The 17,846-nt window shown below is 68.6% G+C and carries 15 protein-coding genes and 1 pseudogene; 5 read left to right on the top strand and 11 right to left on the bottom strand.

The genetic code is table 11. From position 1 onward, the window contains the following. Positions 1-30: 30 nt before the first annotated feature. From FHR21_RS11715 to FHR21_RS11695, 5 genes are all read right to left on the bottom strand, one after another. Positions 31-666 carry a DUF4230 domain-containing protein gene (locus FHR21_RS11715; protein WP_184098473.1) on the bottom strand — a complete coding sequence of 212 codons (636 nt, stop codon included), beginning with the start codon at positions 664-666 and terminating at the stop codon, positions 31-33. After that, complete coding sequence (locus FHR21_RS11710; RefSeq protein WP_184098471.1) at positions 663-1,427, bottom strand: hypothetical protein; 765 nt, start codon at positions 1,425-1,427, stop codon at positions 663-665. Before FHR21_RS11710 ends, FHR21_RS11715 begins: the two co-directional genes overlap by 4 nt. Next, positions 1,427-2,350 (bottom strand): MBL fold metallo-hydrolase, encoded by a 924-nt coding sequence (locus tag FHR21_RS11705; protein ID WP_420825282.1) that lies wholly within the window; start codon positions 2,348-2,350, stop codon positions 1,427-1,429. The genes FHR21_RS11710 and FHR21_RS11705 overlap by 1 nt, the downstream gene beginning before the upstream one ends. A 138-nt stretch (positions 2,351-2,488) precedes the next feature. Beyond that, positions 2,489-4,180 (bottom strand): M56 family metallopeptidase, encoded by a 1,692-nt coding sequence (locus FHR21_RS11700; RefSeq protein ID WP_184098467.1) that lies wholly within the window; start codon positions 4,178-4,180, stop codon positions 2,489-2,491. Beyond that, complete coding sequence (locus tag FHR21_RS11695; RefSeq protein WP_184098465.1) at positions 4,177-4,545, bottom strand: BlaI/MecI/CopY family transcriptional regulator; 369 nt, start codon at positions 4,543-4,545, stop codon at positions 4,177-4,179. The genes FHR21_RS11700 and FHR21_RS11695 overlap by 4 nt, the downstream gene beginning before the upstream one ends. A gap of 183 nt (positions 4,546-4,728) precedes the next feature. Here FHR21_RS11695 and FHR21_RS11690 point away from each other — a divergent pair. Beyond that, positions 4,729-5,283: pseudogene (locus FHR21_RS11690) on the top strand (adenylosuccinate synthetase); the annotation flags it as partial. Positions 5,284-5,298: 15 nt separating this feature from the next. On the opposite strand, the gene FHR21_RS11685 reads toward FHR21_RS11690, so the two are convergent. The 6 genes from FHR21_RS11685 to FHR21_RS11660 all read right to left on the bottom strand — a co-directional run bounded on the left by FHR21_RS11685 (position 5,299) and on the right by FHR21_RS11660 (position 9,722). Further along, positions 5,299-6,468, bottom strand: coding sequence for a hypothetical protein (locus FHR21_RS11685; RefSeq protein ID WP_184098463.1), 1,170 nt, complete (start codon positions 6,466-6,468; stop codon positions 5,299-5,301). 4 nt (positions 6,469-6,472) lie between these two features. Next, the gene (locus tag FHR21_RS11680; RefSeq protein ID WP_184098461.1) at positions 6,473-7,936 is read right to left on the bottom strand and encodes an O-antigen ligase family protein; all 1,464 of its coding nucleotides are present in this window, start codon (positions 7,934-7,936) and stop codon (positions 6,473-6,475) included. A 393-nt stretch (positions 7,937-8,329) separates the two neighbouring features. Continuing rightward, a complete protein-coding gene (locus FHR21_RS11675) occupies positions 8,330-8,602 on the bottom strand; it encodes a hypothetical protein (protein WP_184098459.1) in 273 nt (90 codons plus the stop codon). 166 nt (positions 8,603-8,768) lie between these two features. Beyond that, a complete protein-coding gene (grxD, locus tag FHR21_RS11670) occupies positions 8,769-9,101 on the bottom strand; it encodes a Grx4 family monothiol glutaredoxin (protein WP_184098457.1) in 333 nt (110 codons plus the stop codon). 48 nt (positions 9,102-9,149) lie between these two features. Then, positions 9,150-9,383 carry a BolA/IbaG family iron-sulfur metabolism protein gene (locus FHR21_RS11665; RefSeq protein WP_184098455.1) on the bottom strand — a complete coding sequence of 78 codons (234 nt, stop codon included), beginning with the start codon at positions 9,381-9,383 and terminating at the stop codon, positions 9,150-9,152. A 12-nt stretch (positions 9,384-9,395) separates the two neighbouring features. Then, complete coding sequence (locus FHR21_RS11660; protein WP_184098452.1) at positions 9,396-9,722, bottom strand: DUF1476 domain-containing protein; 327 nt, start codon at positions 9,720-9,722, stop codon at positions 9,396-9,398. Between the two features lie 214 nt (positions 9,723-9,936). Here FHR21_RS11660 and FHR21_RS11655 point away from each other — a divergent pair, with 214 nt between their 5' ends. From FHR21_RS11655 to FHR21_RS11640, 4 genes are all read left to right on the top strand, one after another. Then, positions 9,937-13,023, top strand: coding sequence for a CHAT domain-containing protein (locus tag FHR21_RS11655; protein WP_184098450.1), 3,087 nt, complete (start codon positions 9,937-9,939; stop codon positions 13,021-13,023). A 3-nt stretch (positions 13,024-13,026) separates the two neighbouring features. Next, entirely contained in the window at positions 13,027-15,090 is a 2,064-nt protein-coding gene (locus FHR21_RS11650) for an adenylate/guanylate cyclase domain-containing protein (protein ID WP_184098448.1), read from the top strand. Then, positions 15,077-15,841, top strand: a complete 765-nt coding sequence (locus FHR21_RS11645) for a hypothetical protein (protein ID WP_184098446.1) — start codon at positions 15,077-15,079, stop codon at positions 15,839-15,841. Before FHR21_RS11650 ends, FHR21_RS11645 begins: the two co-directional genes overlap by 14 nt. 169 nt (positions 15,842-16,010) lie before the next feature. After that, a complete protein-coding gene (locus tag FHR21_RS11640) occupies positions 16,011-17,837 on the top strand; it encodes a ShlB/FhaC/HecB family hemolysin secretion/activation protein (RefSeq protein WP_184098444.1) in 1,827 nt (608 codons plus the stop codon). The last annotated feature ends 9 nt before the right edge of the window (positions 17,838-17,846 follow it).

The following is a 17,846-nucleotide window of genomic DNA, read 5'->3' as shown; positions in this document are numbered from 1 at the left end:
CTCCAGCCCGCGCAGCGCGGGAAGCCCGATTCAGCCGGCAGGCTGGCCGGCGAAGCGCGCGGTCACGGTCGCGTCGATGCCGGCGGCCTTCAGCGGCATGGCGAAACTCTGTTCGATCGCGGCCCGCGCGGCGCCCTGCGCGAGGCGCATCGGCGTCGGTCCTTTCGCCTGCTTGATCAGCTCCTGCTGCGCCGCCTTGCGGTTCGCGGCGTCGAGCACCTGCTCGGCGTCGGTCAGGGTCAGCAGGATCGCACCGTCGCGGAACTCGCTGATCGCGTCGATGTCGATCTCCGGCCCCGCGAGCCGCAGCGGCGGCAGGGTGACGGTGAGCGCGTTCGTCGCCGCATCCCAGTCGAGGTCCGACGGCTTCAGCTTCGCGAGGTCGACCTCGTAACGCACCGTACCCGGCATGATGAGCGTCTTTTTCGCGCTGAGCCCGAGGCGGCTCTGCGTCGAGGTGACGACCGCGACATAGCGCGCGGTGAAGGGGACGAGGATATTCTGTTCCTGAAGCCCCTGCAGGCTCGCTGCGACGACGGTTTCGGGATCATAGCCGCGCTGCCAGTCGCGCCAGGCGGAGACGGCCCACCAGGCGGCGAGCGCGAGCAACGCCGCAGCGGCGAGCAGGATCAGGCGGGGCAGAAGACGGGGGTTCGTTGGCGTCATGGGATCGTATAGTCCGAACAATCGGGGGCGGGCCGGTCGATTTTATAGCGCGTGGTCGCGGCGTCGTAACGCAGCACGCGGTCATAGGTGCAGACCGGATCCTGCGCACGGACGAGGTCGGCGCGCGTCAGCGGCTTTTCGCTATTGTCGGTCGAGCGGCGCGAGGTCCGCGGAAAGGCGGTCGCGACGACGCGATAGCTGAGCGTGGGGAAGGCGCCGCCGCCCATGGATGCGACAGCGAGCGTCGCGCCGAAATCATATTCGTCGTGGCATGCTTCCAGCCGGTCCTTCATGTCCTCTTCCGAAAAACAGGCGCGGATCATCAGGGAGGCCTCCCATGGCACGACGAGCACCTCGCCGCCGAGCGCAGGCGCGGCGGGCGCGCCGTCCAGTTCGAGCAGATGGAGCTGCGACGCCGATCCGCCGCCGCCCGAATACATGCTGCTCTGCCCTGTGAGGATTCCGACGAGATAGCGCGGCGCGCCGCTGTCCTGCGCGCCCGCAATCAGGTGCGGCCACAGATTGACCGTCTCCGTTTCGCCCAGATCGGGCAAGGGCAGCGAAGCGGCTTCGGCACCCGGCGAGGTAACGCGCAGAACGGCCGCATCCGCCCCCCCGTCCTCGACCGCCGGAATGTCGAGGCACAGGCTGCGGTCGGGCAGGCATTGGTCGCCATCCGCTCCCGCCACCAGCGCAATCATCGGGTCGGACGCGGGCACCGCAGGTTCTGCAGCAACCGCGGCCAGAATCAGCGGCAACATCATGCCAATTCCCACCCCTCTTCGCGGACGCGGACCAGGCCGCGCGCCTTCAGGTCGAGCAGATGCGCCAGGACCGACCGGCCAGCGGCCCCGGTCAGGCGCGGGTCCAGGCCCTTGTACATATGGCTAACCATCAGGGGAATTGCGGCTGTTCCCTTTTCGAGTTCGCGCAATATCTGCCGCTCGCGCTGCCGGCGATGGCCGAGCATGCCGCGGACGAGTTGCCGCGGCTTGGTCACCGCGGGGCCGTGCGCGGGATAATAGACGCGGTCATCGCGGTCGTAGAGCTTTTGCAGGCTGGCCATATAGGCCGCCATGTCGCCGTCGGGCGGGCTGACGACACTGGTCGACCAGGCCATGACATGGTCGCCGGTGAACAGCGCGCCGCTTTCGACGAGCGCGAAGCACAGGTGGTTCGACGTGTGCCCCGGCGTCGCGACCGCCTCGAGCGTCCAGCCGTCGCCCGCGACGCGCCCGCCGTCGGCGAGAACGCGGTCGGGGGCATAGTCGGGGTCGAAGGCCGAATCGGCGCGCGGACCATCATCCTGGAGTGCCAGGGGCGCGCAGCCGATGATCGGGGCGCCGGTCGCCGCCTTTAACGGTGTCGCGGCGGGGCTGTGGTCGCGATGGGTGTGGGTGCAGAGGATCGCCGCGACGCGCTGGCCTTCGACAGCGCGCAGGATCGCGTCGACATGGCCGGCACCGTTCGCGTCGGGCGGATCGCCGATGCTCATCCCCGATCCGGTCGGGCCCGGGTCGATCACCGCCACGTCGCGCCCGGCGCCGACGATCCAGGTCTGGGTGCCGGTGAAGGTATAGGGCGAGGGATTGGGCGCGAGGACGCGGCGCACCAGCGGCTCGTGCAGTTCGCACTCGCCGGCGCGGATCGTGTCGGGCCAGGGCTTTTCGTCAGTCACCGCCATCATGTGGCATCGCGCGGGCCAAAGGAAAAGGGGTGAGCGCATGAGAAAAGGGGGCGGGTGAAGCGCCGCCCCCCGTCCCCGCCCCTGCCGCCGGCCCCAACCGGGGACGTGGACCGGCGTCGAAATCGTCCCGCTTTCCTATGGGTTGCGGTGCTCCATATCGGCGATGGCGCGGTCCATGTCGGCGATCACCTTGGCCCGCATGTCGGCGGACAGATGGTCGGCCGTCTCGCCCTTTGCGAAGCGTTCGCGCGCCTTTTTGAGCGCGTCGAGTTGGCGCGAAAGATCGGCGCTATCACCGCAGCGCAGCATGAGCACGCGGCTGTGCTTCCCGCCCCGGCTGTCGTCGCGATCGACGAGCGGCACCGGCGTCTGTCCCGGCCCGCAATGCGCGATCGCCATCGCCTTGCCGTCGGTCGACGTCCAGGCGGCCGGGGGCAGCGGCGGAACGGGCGGCATCGGGGGCAGCGGCGCCATCGCGGTGCGGAAGCTGCGGCGGCGCTTCGCCTCCAGCTTGTCGGCGATCGCATCGGCCTGCGCGCCGATGACGCCCTGTTCCTTCAGCGTCGAGAGTATGTCGTTGCGCGACAGCCCACCGGGGACGCGGGACTCGAAGCGGCGGGTTTCGGCACTCGCGCCCAGCCCGTCGCCACCCTCGACCTGGCGCACGATAGTGCGGGTGACCTCGCGGTGCCGGCCGTCGGCCTTGCCCGCCTTGCCCTCATCCTCGCTGGTGAAGATCATCAGCCCGGACCCTTCACCGATCGCTTCGGGCGGCGGCGGCGGCGGAGCGGGCGGCGGCGCCGGCACGGCGAGCGTGGGCGGTTCAGGCGGCGCGGGCGGCACCGGCAGGTCGCTCGCCTGCGCGCTGGCGGTCGCGGCGGGCACCAGGGTCGCCGTCGCCGCAAGAGCCGCCACGGCCGCGCCGCCGACAAGCAGGCGACCGGCGAGGCCGCGGCGCCGTGAAATATCCTTTTGCATCAGCATGGTCAGTCTCTCCTGCAAACTGTCGCGCGAGGCCATCGGCGCCGCGAGCGCGAGGCGCGATCCGACCGCCGCCTTGGCGATCGCGGTCGCATAGCGCGCGGTGCGGGCACCGCGGCCGTCGGCGCCGGTCATCGTCAGCACCCGCGCATCGCACGCCGCCTCCTGATCGAAGCGGAAGGCGCGGATCGCGCGCCAGGCGAAGGGGTTGAACCATTGCGCCGCGAGCAGCAGCAACGCCGCCGCATTGGCCCAGAGGTCGCCGTGGCGATGGTGGGCCAGTTCGTGGTCGATCGCCAGCGCGCGCTCTTCGGCGGCATAGCGCGCAAAGAAATCGCGCGGCACCGCGACGAAGCGGCGCAGCAGGCCAAAGGCGACCGGCCCATCGACCGCAGCGCTCATGACCAGCCGGACTGTGCCGATCGGTTCGAGATCGACGCCCTCGGCAAGGACCGTGGCCGTGAAGCGGCGGTGCGCCGCGGCGGCGCGGACGAGCACGACGACCGCCCCCGCCAGCCACAAGGCGAAGAGCAGCGGCAGCGCGTCGGCGAAGGTCCAGTCCGGCGCCGGCAGCGCCGCCGGCGTGCCGAGCGCCTGCGCTGTGTCGGCGACCTCGACCAGCACGACATCGGCGGGAATCCCCTGGGGCGCGACCGCAGTCGTCGGCGCCGCGAAAGGCAGCGGCGGCAGCAGGAAGCGCAGCGCGGGAATCGTCCACAGCGCATAAGTCAGGCCGGGTCCGAAGGCGCGCGCGAAGGGCTTGCGGATCAGCAGGATCGCGGCAACGAGCAGGCCGGTGGTCAGCAGGGTGTCGCCCCATGTCTGCAGCAGCATCGCGGCGCTCATGACTTAAGCTTCCTCAACAACGCCTCGATCTCCTCGATATCGGCGTCGCTCAGCGCCTCGCGCTCGGCGAGATGCGCGATCATCGGGCCGACGCGGCCGCCGAACAGGCGGTCGACGAAGCGCTGCGATTCCGCACCCACCGCATCGGCGCGGGCGATCGCGGGACGATAGAGATAGCGGCGCCCGTCGGCCTCGGCGGTTACCGCGCCCTTCTGGACCAGCCGCGCGATCAGCGTCTTCACCGTCGCCTGCGTCCAGCCGTTGGCGGCGCCGATGCGCTGCGTCAGTTCCGCCGCGGTCTGCGGCGACTCCTCCCACAGCGCGGTGAGCACCTGCATTTCGGATTCGCTTGCGCGTTCAGCCATGGCGGAAAACCCCTCCCTTCGGCGCGATCCAGCAATATGATTACAGATGTAGTCGACTGGCTGAATGGCGGCTGAACGGGAAGCGGAACCGACGCCGCCGGATACTCAGGATATTCGTACCGCTCGCCCACCTGCTTGCCCTGGTGAAAGATCGGCGCCGGAACGTCGTGGATCGCGCGACCAACCGCCGCGGCGGGCTCGGGCCTCGGCCCCTCGGCGGTCGGCTTCGTGCTCGGCATCGCCAAGGCCTATACGACGCGCGTCGGCAGCGGCCCCTTCCCCACCGAACTCGACGACGAGACCGGGCAACAGCTCGGCGAGCGCGGGCATGAATTCGGCACCGTGACCGGGCGCAAGCGCCGCTGCGGCTGGTTCGACGCGGTGCTGGTGCGCCAGAGCTGCGCCGTGTCGGGCGTCACCGGCATCGCGCTGACCAAGCTCGACGTGCTCGACGGGTTCGAGACGATCCGCATCTGCACCGGCTATCGCCTGCGCGGCAAGATTCTCGACTATTTCCCCAGTCATGCCGCCGACCAGGCCGCGGTCGAACCGATCTACGAGGAAATGGACGGCTGGAGCGAATCGACCGCGGGCGCGCGCAGCTATGCCGACCTGCCGGCGCAGGCGATCAAATATATCCAGCGCGTGCAGGAACTCATCGAGACCCCGATCGCACTGGTATCGACCAGCCCCGAACGCGAGGACACCATCCTGATCCGAGACCCGTTCAGCGACTGAAGCCCCCGAACCGCGCTACGAAGTCGACAGCCGGATCGAGTCGATCGCCGTTTCCGCTTCCCGGTCGGCCGCCTGCGGTCGGCCGAGGATGGTGAATTCGGGATAATCGCACATTACCGGCACCGAGGCGGTGAAGCCGACCACATTGTCCTTGCTTGGCGCCCGCGACTGTTCGAACGCCACGGCCCCCTTGCCGCGGCAGGCGAGACTGAACCCGAAGCTGTCGAGGCCGTTCAGTGCATCGACCCCTTCGACGCGGACCTCGAGCCGCGGCTGCGCCCCTTCGCGCAGCATGGTCATCGTATGCGCGATGACCGGCGCGCCCATGCCGTTCCACCGGATCTGCAACTGACCGGCATCGGACCGCGGGACGATCATGACCGAAATGCCCGGGCGGCTGGCGAGCGACCATTCGAAGGGCAGGACATTGTCGCGATCGCGCGACGTCAGGGCGGCGAACCTCGAGAAATCGGGATCATAGATCAACGTGCCCGCGCTTCCCGAGGGGTTGGCGGCCATGGCGATACGCACCGCCTCTCCCTGCCTTCCCGCGCGCACCATGGCGTCGAGTGAAGCTTTCAGGTCCGACCGGCTCAGGGTCATGCCCTTGGCCAGCATCTTGTCGAGGAGCTGGATGCGTGCGTCCAGCAACGCCGGATTGCTCAGCGTGCCCGAATAAGAGAAATAACGCTTGCGCCATGTCGGTTGCTTGTCGAGCCGTTCGATCAACAGGTCCGCCGCCTGGGGATAGATTTCGATCTGCGCCAGCACCGCAATGATGTTCGAAGCCAGCTTGCCGCGGCGCAGCAGCGCATCGGCGCGCATCACTGCTTCGCGCGGATCGCCGTCGCGCAGCGTCTCGACGATCAGATTCTGCTGGCTGGGCGTGTCGCGCCAGCCGAGCGCCTTGATCGTGTCGATGAAGGTTTCGCGGCGCGCGGGATCGAGGTCGCCCCGCGATTCGACCGCGAATAGCAGGTTAAGGACCGGCTGATTCAGCGGCCGTCGCGCAAGGATGCCGCGCGCCTGGGCTGCGGTGGCGGGCGGAATGTCGACGTCCTCGATCGCGGTCAGCGCCCAGCCGGGCTGCGCGGCAATCCGCTCGGCGCGCTGCTGCGTGAAGGCGAACAAGGTGAACGCCAGCAGCGCGACGAAAAGCAGTCCTGAAGCGATGATGCGTGCCATGATCCTATCCCTCCGCGCCGACATCGTTCGCGCGGACCCGCACCCGCTTCCTCCCCGAGGGGCCTGAGTAGAAAAGCACGAGAAGAATCGCGAAAAGGACGATCCCCGTCGGGGTTCGCAGCGGATAATCGACGATCGAGTGCAGGGCGATCAGGCCGATGGAAAGCCCGGCTGGAATGGCATAGGTGCCGCCGCTCGCCGGATCGCGCACCAGCCCGATTCCCCGCACAACCAGCGCAGCGGCGAACAAGGCGAGAACCAGTATCCCCGGGATTCCCGTTTCGATCAACAGCCCCAGATATTCGTCGTGCGGGCTGTTGACATAATAGATGCTAACCTGATCGAGCGGCTCGCGCGCAGCATAGACGGACACGAAGCTGCCGAGGCCGCTGCCCCACGGGAAATATTGCCCGACGAGCGGCCAGCTATTGTGCCAGATTTCGCTGCGGCCATTTTCGGCCACATCGTTGAAGCGTGCGAGGGCGTTTGCGACGACCGTGCTGAAACTGAAGAAATAGATCATGGCCGCCAAGACGACCGCCGACGTAGCGAGGAGCCACAGACGTCGCTTGCCCTGCCCGCCAACGAGATAGAGGGAGATCGACGCGAAAAGGCCGAGCAGCGTCAGCCCGAGCGCGGCGCGCGAAATGGTGCCGATGACCGCGGCGAGCAGGGTGATCGTCAGGACGGCCGACCAGGCGATCGCCGATTGTCGCGACGGCGCGCGGGCGTTGACGAAGGCGATGCTGAAGACCGCCGTGATCGCGAGCACCACGCCTTCGTGGTTGCGATTGGCGAAGAAGCCGATCAGGTTGCCCCGGTGCGCGCTGTTATAGAAGTTGAGGGCTCCGCCGGCGCTACCGACCTGGATCACACCGACGAGAACCGAGAGAACGACAAGCGCCAGGAATAGGCCAACGCATCGTTGCCGGCCGCGATCGTCGAGAAGCGACGCCGCGAAAAAGGCGGCGTAGGGCGGCAGGAGCATCAGCAACGCGAGCCATGTCGCCGCCGGGGTCAAGCTGAGCGGATGCGACTGCCCTTCGACCCCGACCAGGGCGAAGACGGCTTTCGGAACCTCGCGACCGGGCAGCGCGTCCCACAACCCCGGCGGAAGCGGAATGAGTTGAAGCAGCGGCACCAGGGGGATCAGGAACAGCGCGATACGCAGCAAAATCGGCAGTTTCCGAACTGCGCCCCAGGCTCCTGCGGCGAGGGCAACCGACAAGCTGGCCGACGCCGCCACGCAGATCAGGAAGATGCGCAGGCTCGCATCACCCGAACTGCCACCGAGCACGAAGGCGCTGGCGAAGAGAAGATAGAGCAGGATTTCATTGGCGCGAACCAGCGGCGCCGAAGTCGCCGCGCCCGCTCGAACTTGCGTGGAAATGACTAGCCTCTCCCGAACATCGATCCTGTCTCCGGGGAGTCGATGCGGGAATTGCCCATGGCAGTCAAGGCGCTCCATGCCGTCTCCCGGATCCGCTTTGGGCCTGCTTCACAAGTACGCCCGCCCGTCGCAAGCGCTTCGACGAAATCGACCTGCCGCATGTCGGAATATTTGACAGATCGGCGGACCGGCAAGGACTCGCTAACCAGCGTATCGCGCCGCAAAGCCCGCCCGCCGCGATCTGGCACGGTGCTTGTATGGTATCGGACGTTCCCGAGTGTTCCGCTCAAACGAGCGGTGGGGGGCATCGGCCTGGTCCCTGATGTCCCCTGCCCTCACCGGGAAGCCTCACTTACCCCCCGAAGGCAAATGGGGGACGGAGCGGCCGAACGGCCCCGTCCCCCGGCTGCTTTGCGCACATGAAAAAAGGGCGGAAAAATCCCGCCCTTTCTCCTGACACTATATTCGAGCTCAGCCCTGCGGTGCCGGTTCCTCGGGCGCCGGCTCCGGGGCCGGAGCAGGCTGCGCCGACGAATCGTCGGTCGTGTCGGTCGTGGGCGCCGTGTTCGAATCGTCGGCATCGTCCTTCGATTCGTCGGTCGGCGTGCCGGTCGTGGAATCGGGCGCCGGAGCCGGCTCAGCCTGTTCGGCCGGGGGCGTACCCTCGGTCTGCTGGTCCTGGGCGAGAGCCGGCGTCGCGGCGATACCGGCGGCGGCGATCATAGCGATAGCAAGTTTGCGCATAGTCTTCAGACCCTATCTGGTTGTTGAACCGGACCACTATGCCCAGCCGCATCCATAATGACAGGGTTCGGCCGACGAGCCAACGCGCGCGCGCCTCGCCTTGCCCGCAAGCTGCGACAAAGACGCGATAAACCGAAATTCGCAGGCGGCGCACGACGCGCCCGCCTCACTCCGTGCGGGTAGGAATGCCGTCCATCAACTGATGCAGTTCGCCGGCTTCCCACATCTCCATCATGATGTCGGAGCCGCCGACGAACTCGCCCTTCACATAGAGCTGCGGGATCGTCGGCCAGTCGGAATAGTCCTTGATGCCCTGACGGACTTCCATGTCCTGCAGCACGTCGACGCTGTCATATTCGACGCCGAGGCGGTCGAGCATCGCGACCGCGCGCGAGGAAAAGCCGCACTGGGGAAACAGCGGCGTGCCCTTCATGAACAGCAGGACGGGATGATCGGCGACCAGCTTGGCAATGCGGTCGTGGACGGCGGGATCGCTCATGGTTCGTCTCCGGGTGGCGCAAGTCGCGCCGACAATAATCAATGGTTCCTATGAAGGGATGGCGGTGGTCAATTGCAAGGCATGAAGTTCGCCGCCCATGCGTCCGCCAAGCGCGGCATAGACCGCCTTGTGCTGCGCGACGCGGCTCAATCCGCGAAAGGATTCGCTGACGATATGCGCCGCATAATGGTCGCCGTCTCCGGCGAGGTCGGTGATCGTCACCTCGGCGCCGGGAAAGGCCGCCGCGATCATCGCCTGCAATTCCGCTTCACGCATCGCCATGGTACCGACGCCTCAATTCTGGCTGTCGATGAAGTGGCGGCGCGCTTCGGCGGTCTTTTCGTTCAGGATCGCGCGAATCTCGGCATCGCCGATCTCGACATTGGCGGCGGTCAGGTCGCCCGCCAGCTTGCGGATCACATCCTCGTCGCCCGCTTCCTCGAAATCGGCCTGCACGACCGCCTTCGCATAGGCATCGGTCTCCTCGGGCGTCAGCCCCATGCGTTCCGCCGCCCATTCGCCGAGCAGGCGGTTGCGGCGCGCGGTAATGCGAAACTCCACCTCCTGGTCGCGGGCGAATTTTGCTTCATGGGCCCGTCCGCGGTCGTCGAATGCGCTCATCTCGTCCTCATCTGATGGAAAGCCTGTCCCTCGCAGATAGGTTGCCGCTCGCAGCGGCGCAAGCCGCCTGTGCGGCAGATCACTTCCCTTTCCCTGCTCAAGGGTTTAGGGTTCGCCGCAACGGGATGGGTCGCACCGCAGCACCGTAAGACTGCGCCGTGCCGCAAGATCGCCGCACGGCGTCATCGAGCATGAATTTTGGGGGATTGCGCCGATGTCCGTTCGACAGGCTTTGCTGATGCCGATCCTCGCCGCGCTCGCCCTGGGCGGGACGGCTTCCGCGCGCGCGCAGAGCGAGGATCCGACGCTGCGCGACAGTTTCGCGATCGGCAGCCAGGGCGGCGCGCTGTGCGAAGTGCGGGCGACCGTGCGCGACAGCGTCATCGAGGGGATGTTCGACCGCGCCTGGATGGTCCTGTGCCGCGACGCGAGCCAGCCGGTCGGATATGTCCGGATGCTGCGCGCGACCCCGCAGGTGGCGCGGGCGCGGATCGACCGCGGGCGCGAGGGCGCGATCGTCTGCACCGCTCCCGGCGCCTGCACGGTGAGGGGCAGCAGCGTCGCCTGGACCACGCGGATCGTGCCCGACGGCGACACCAGCTACACCGCCGAAGGCTTTGCCGCCTATGACGACGCGCTGACCCTCGCGCTCGAATCGATCCGGCGGCGCGCCGTCGTGCCCGGCGTTATCAAGGTCGCGACTACCTCTGTGGGCGGCGACAGCGGCTTCGCGCGCACGCTCGCCGGGGCCATCGACATCGACAAGGCGCTGGCCGAAGGCTATCGCCGCAACCATGCCGGCGACTATGCCGATGCCGCCGAATTCTTTGCGGCGCTGTCGCAGCGCGCGCTCGGCGACAAGCAGATGGCGGGGCTCGACCCCAGCGAATTCACCCTGAACCGCGCGCTGCAGAGATCGAACCTCGGCGAATTCGCCGAAGCCGACCGCCTGTTCGCAGAGGTCGAAGCGGTGCCGACGAGCGATCCGGTGCAACTGCGCCTGCGCCGCAATTTCCGCGCCATCCATGCGCTCAACCAGCAGGACTATGACGGCGCCGCCGCGATATTGCAGACGCCGCTCCCGCCGCTGACCAGCGCGGTCACGGTCGAGGGCGATGCCGTCACCCTGACCCCCGAAATCGTCGCGGGCATCAACAGCGGCGCCAGCGCGCGCGCGGTGCGGCAGACATCGGACGAGGAACGACTGACCCCGGCCGAGCGAGCGACGATCATCGACGCACAGGCGACGCACCTGCTGGGCACCACCCTGCGGCTGCGCGGCGACGCGCAGGCGGCGAAGGCGGCGCAGATCGAGGGGCTCGCCGACGCGCTCGCGGTGCGCGAAGGGCGCGTCACCTCCATCGTGCGCCTGCGCTCGCAGATGCTCGGCGAGCTTGCGCTGGCGGAGGAGGCGCTCGGCGACACCGCCGCGGCCGACGTGCGCTTTCAGGAGTCGATCGCGGCGCTCGCGGTCGAATATCCCGAGACCAACGCCCTCGCCTCGGCGCGGGCACGCTACGCCGCCTTCCTGACCCGACAGGGACAGGCAGACAAGGCCCTCGGCATCTATCGCGAGGTCGTGAACACGCTCGCCGGCGCGCAGCGATCGACCACAGGCATGGCGAACATGATGGCGCCCTATTACCGGCTACTCGCCGAGCGCGCCGCGAGCGATCCATCGGCGGTCGCCGATTTCTTCGTCGCCAGCCAATTGCAGGTGCGCCCCGGCGTCGCCGACACGCAGGCGCTGCTCGCACGCGAGTTGTCGAGCGGCAGCGACGATGGCGCGCGATTGTTCCGCCAGGCGACCAATCTCGACCGCGATATCGAGCGGGCGCGGATCGAGGATGCGCGGCTCGCGCAGATGCCCGAAACGCCGGAGATCGGCGCGCTGCGTGCCGACCTCAAGACCCGACTCGACAATCTGAGCCTGCAGCAGACCGAAACGCTCGCCGCGCTCGCCGCCTATCCGCAATATCGCGTCGTCGCGCCGGGCAAGCTCGATCTCGCCGAACTGCAACAGGTGCTGCGCGGCGACGAGGCCTATCTGAAGATGCTGGTCGTCGGCGACGCCGTCTATGCGATGCTGATCGGCCCGTCGGACGCGCGGGTCTGGCGCGCCGACGTCAGCGCGGCGGGGCTCGACCGCGCGGTCGACGCGATCCGCCTGACTATCTCGACGGTCGAGAACGGGCGGCGCGTCACCTATCCTTTCGACGCCGCGACTGCGCGCAACCTCTATACCCAGCTCTTCGGCCCGGTCGCCGACCGGCTGCCGACCATCGCGCATCTGATCTTCGAGCCCGACGGCGCGATGCTGCGGCTGCCGATCAACCTGCTCGTCACCTCCGACCGCGGGCTCGCCGATTATGAGGCGCGGCTGGTCGACCCCGACGCGGATCCGTTCGACATGCGCCAGATCGTCTGGCTCGGCCGGACGGTGCGCCCCAGCACCTCGGTGTCGGCGCTCGCCTTCCGCAACGCGCGCGAGGCGGCGCCGTCGCGCGCGACGCACCAATATTTCGGCCTCGGCCACAATCAGCCGGTGACCGGCGCGCTGCCCTCAGTGGGCACACGCGGCGGGCTGGCGGGGAGCATCGACGGCGACTGCCGGTGGGACGTCGGCCAGTGGAACCGGCCGGTCTCCGCCGACGAACTGGTGACGGCCAGCCGGACGATGAGCCCCGACGCGGCGATGCTGCTGACCGGCGCCGCCTTCACCGACACCGCGGTCAAGGATCGCGCCGACCTGAATCAGTATCGCATCATCCACTTCGCGACCCACGGCCTCGTCACCGCGCCGCGCGCCGCCTGCCCGGCGCGCCCGGCGCTCGTCACCTCGTTCGGCGGCGGCGATTCGGACGGGCTGCTCAGCTTTCAGGAAATCTACGACCTCAAGCTCGACGCCGATCTCGTCATCCTCTCGGCATGCGATACCGCCGGCGCGGCCTCGGTCGCGGCGACGCGCGAAGCGGGCGTGGCGCGCGGCGGCGGCAATGCGCTCGACGGGCTGGTGCGCGCCTTCATCGGCGCCGGCGGCCGCTCGGTCATCGCCAGCCACTGGCCCGCGCCCGACGATTTCGACGCGACCAAGCGACTGATCGGCGGGCTGTTCGCGGCGCGCGAGGGCGAAAGCATCGCCGATGCGCTGTGGACGACGCAGCAGCAACTGATGGACGACAAGGCGACCTCGCACCCCTATTATTGGGCGGGCTTCGCGATCGTCGGCGACGGCGCACAGGCGCTGCTCCACAACGGAACCACGACGGCCGCGGCAGCGACGAAAGCCGTCGGCGGCTAACCGATGGCCAGGGGGGACGACAGGACAGAGGAGGCGCCGGCGCGGGTGCCAGTCGGCAAGCGGCTCCGCCAGCTCCTCTCGCAGCTCGGCCCGGCGCGGCTGATCGGGACGCTGCTGTTCCTGCTCGTCGCAGCGCTGATCGCCCGGCTCGGCTGGCAATTGCCGCTGACCCGCGATGCCGAACGCGCGCTCTACGACGCCCGCGCGACCGCGATGGCGCCGCACGTTGGGCAGGACAAGCGCGTCCTGCTCATCACCTATAACGACGAAACGCTGTTCAACACCGGTATCCGCTCGCCGCTCGACCGCACCATCCTCGCGCGCGCGCTCGAGAATATCGACGCGATGGGGGCGCAGGCGATCGGCATCGACATCGTCTTCGATTCGCCCCGCCCCGACGACGATCTGCTGAAGGATCAGCTTCGCGCGATGCGGACGCCGACCTGGCTCGCCTATGCCGAACAGTCGAGCAATCCCGACGCCATCTTCTTCGAACAGCAGACATTCCTCCAGTCCTTTCTCAAGGAGGTAACGACCGACCGCACGAAGCCCACCAGCGTGCTGTTCCGCACCGACGACGATGGCGTGATCCGCACCTGGCCCGACCGCCCGCCCGAGCTGCCGCCGCTGATGGCCAATGCGCTGGCCCCGGTCGATGCGGCGCACGCCGATTTCCAGGGCAATATCCGCTTCCTGCTCCCGGCCCGCGCCGCGAAGGGGCAAGAGGAACCGGTGTTCGCGAACATTCCGATCGATACTTTCGCCATGCCGATGGATGCCGACATGCGCGCGGGCTTTTCCGATCTGGTCAAGGGACGCTATGTGCTGATCGGCGGCGACATCATCGATTACGACCAGTTCAACACCCCGCTCAGCCGCTTCATCGACCCCGTCACCGGTCGGCACGAGACGATGATCGGGCTGGAGGTCCACGCCCATATGCTCGCGCAGCAACTCGACGGCGCATGGACGACGCCGATCCCTGGCCCGGCGCTGTGGGCGCTCGCCGTCGCCGTCGTGCTGGCGGGCGGGCTGACCAGTCTGATCGACCTACGCGCGCGCTGGGTCGCGCTCGCCTTCGTCGCCCAGATCGTCTTCTTCCTCGCCTTTCCCTTCTGGATGCAGGGGCACGGCATCGACACGACGACGGTGCCCGCCTTCGGCTGGGCGCTCGGCTGGCTGTTCGGCTATGCCGCGGTCGGCACCGCGGCGCGGACGATCGGCGCCCGCCAGCGCGCCTTCGCTCAGTCGGCGCTGGGCAAATATCTGCCCGCCGACGTCGCAGCGCAGATCATGCGCGACCCCGACCAGCTTTCGCTGCACGGCGAGCGACGCAATATCTATTGCGTCTTCACCGACCTCGAAGGCTTCACCAAGCTCAGCCATGCGGTGACGCCGGAAACGGTCGCACGGCTGCTCAACGAATATCTCGACCGCCTGTCCGACATCGTGCTCGACCATGGCGGGACGATCGACAAGTTCGTCGGCGACGCCATCGTCGCCTTCTGGGGCGCGCCGCTCAGCCGCCCCGACGATGGCGAGCGGGCGGCGGCGGCCGCCATCGCCATGTCGCGCGCGGGTGAGACCTTCCGCACCGACATGGCGGAGGGCGTGCCGCCGATCGGCATGACGCGCGTCGGCCTGCACGTCGGCGACGCGATCGTCGGCAATTTCGGCGGCGAGGACCGCATCCAGTATACCGCGCTCGGCGACAGCATGAACACCGCCTCGCGCCTCGAATCGGCGAACAAGAGCCTGAAGACCGGCATATTGATCTCTGCCGAGGCCGCCGCGAGCGCCGGGCGCGACGATCTGGTGCCGATGGGCCGGGTGACGCTGCGCGGCCGGGCGCGGCCCGTCGACGTCCTGACCCCGCGCCCCGACCTGACCCCGGCGCAGCGCGCGCGGATCGCCGATCTGGTCGCGGCGCATGCGGCGGGCGAAAAATCGGCCTTTGTGACCTGCGCCACAGCGGTGCGCGACGAATTCGCTAACGATCCAGCCTTGATGTTCCTGCTGGAACGCCTGAACGAGACCGAAAGAGGAGAAAGCTATGTTCTGTCCTGACGTGTCGATGCGCCGCCGTGCCCTGGCATCGGTCGCCGCCGTCATCGCGGTCGCGGTCGCCGGCAGCGCCGCCGCCCAGTCGATGGTCGTCCGCTCGACCGGCCCGTCGGCGAGCAAATATCCGACCGGCGCCAAGCTGAAGGCCAGCGACAAGCTGACCCTGGCGGCAGGCGACCGGATCGTGCTGATGCAGGCCGGCAAGACCCGCACCCTGTCGGGGCCGGGCACCTTCAGCGCCAGCGGCAGCGTGCAGGGCAGCCAGACAATGGGCTCCACCGTGTCGCGGATGCTGGCGCAGGGTCCGACGATGCGCTCGCGCGGCGGCTTCTCTCGCGGGCCCGACGTGCCGGAACCGGCCGAGATGCGCGCGCCCAACCTGTGGCTGCTCGACTATCGCGAGGGTGGCACCTTCTGCGTCGCCGACCCGGCGCGACTGATGCTGTGGCGCCCGCACATGGAAAGCGACCAGCTCCTGAAGATCGAGCAGGGGACGAAGACCGAGACGGTGGCCTTCGTCGCCGGCGCCAATTTCCGCAAATGGCCGGCCGAGACGCTGCCGGTCGAATATGGCGTCGACTATCGCCTGTCGGGCGCGGGGCTCGCGGCACCGGTGACGGTGCGCTTCGCGGCGCTGGGCGCGCTGCCCGACGCTGCCGACGGCGCAGCAGAAACGCTGATGGCGAAGGGCTGCACGCCGCAGCTCGACCGGCTGGTCGACGCGATGACCGAAAACGAGGCGGCGGGCGGCTGAGCCGGCCGCCATTGAACCGACCCGTACCATCTGATAATGATGGCAGGAAGCCGCCAGGCGAGCGGCAAGTCCTTTCCTTGGGTCGATAAATTCGCGGACGCCCGCCGACCGGCGGCGCGCGATATCAGGCTCGCGGCTCCGGTCGCGCGGCAGCACGCAAGGGGTGGCGATGAGGCAATCAGGGGATTTCGACACGGACGATTGCGGCAGCAGCCGACCGGCCCGGCGCACGCGGCTTTCGATCGGTGCGGCGCTGGCTCCGGTCCTCGCCGCGCTTCCCGCCGTGGCTGCGGCGCAGGCGACCCCGCAGATCCCGACCCGCGAAGAGATCCAGCGCCCGACCCTGCCCCCCGCCGCGCCGCCGCCCGAACGGGTGGTCGCCGCCGACGACAGCATCGAGCGCGCGCCCTGCCCGCTTGCCAACCCCGAGTTCGCCAATGTCCGCATCACCCTGCGAGGGGTGGAATTTTCCAGCGTCGAGGGGATCGACCCCGCCATGCTCGACGCGAGCTGGCGCGATCGCGTCGGACAGGAGCTGCCGATCGCCGTCGTCTGCGACATCCGCGACCGCGCCGCGACAGTGCTGCGGGCCAAGGGCTATCTCGCCGCGGTGCGCGTGCCGCCGCAGCGGATCGAGGACGGCATCGTCCATCTCGACATCCTCGCCGCGCGGCTGACGCGGGTCGAGGTGCGCGGCGATGCAGGCACCAACGAAGGCTTGCTGCAACGCTATTTGTCGCGACTCGACGACGCGCCGGTATTCAACATCAACGATGCCGAACGCTATCTGCTGCTTGCGCGCGACATTCCCGGCATGGATGCGCGGCTGACGCTACGCCCCGGCACCAATCCGGGCGAGGTGGTGGGCGAGGTCGTGGTCACCCGCATCCCCATGATCTTCGACGCCAATATCCAGAATTTCGGATCGCACGACGTCGGGCGCTGGGGCGGCATCGCGCGCGCGCGCTTCACCGGGCTGACCGGCATGGGCGACATGACCACCGCCAGCTTCTATACCACCGCCGACACCGACGAGCAGCAGGTGCTCCAACTCGCGCACGAATTCCGCGTCGGCGGCGAAGGCCTGCGGCTGGGCGGCAGCTATACCTACGCCTGGACGCGGCCCGACCTGACCGGGCTGCCGATCAGGTCGAACACCCAGGTCGTCAGCCTCTTTGCCTCCTATCCGGTCGTCCTGACCCAGGCGCATCAATTGACCGTCGGCGGCGGGCTCGACCTGATCGATCAGGATATCGCGCTCAGCGGCGTCAAACTCAATCGCGACCGGCTGCGCGTCGTGAACCTGCGCGCCGACGCGGGCTGGATCGATGCCGCCTCGATCGCCGGACGCGGCGGCTACAGCCCCGCCGAGCCGCGCTGGTCGCTCGCGACGTCGTTCGAGGCGCGCAAGGGTCTGAGCGCTCTTGGCGCCAGCGACGATTGCGGGCCGTCGGGCCTGGCCTGCTTCGCCCCCGGCCGCGTGCCGCTGTCGCGCCTCGAGGGCCAACCCGACGCCTTCCTGCTGCGCGCCAACATCACTGCCGAATGGCGGCCGGTGCGCGACGTGACGCTGTCGGCGGCGCTGCGCGAGCAATGGGCGAGCGATCCGCTGCTGTCCTATGAGGAATTTTCCGGCGGCAACTTCACCGTCGGGCGCGGCTACGATCCCGGCACGGTGATCGGCGATAGCGGCGTCGCGGTGGCGCTGGAGGCGCGCTACGGCTCGCTGATCCCCGCCAACCGCGACAGCTTCGCGATCCAGCCCTTCGCCTTTCTGGATGCCGCGGCAGTGCGGAATAAGGACAGCACCTTCGCCGGCCTCAACCCACAGCGGCTCTATTCGGCGGGCGGCGGCATCCGCATCGCCTGGGGCAATGCGGCGCGGCTCGACGTGACGCTCGCCGCCCCCCTCACCCGCCGCGACCTCTTGGCCCGGCGGCCCGACCCGCGCCTGCTGGTGACACTGACCACCCAGTTCGGCGTGAGGGCGCGCTGACCCATGAGC

It is taken from the genome of Sphingopyxis panaciterrulae (assembly GCF_014199295.1).
Lineage (GTDB): Bacteria > Pseudomonadota > Alphaproteobacteria > Sphingomonadales > Sphingomonadaceae > Sphingopyxis > Sphingopyxis panaciterrulae.
Note: the sequence above shows the minus strand (reverse complement) of the source record. Positions and strands in the feature narration are given on the sequence as shown.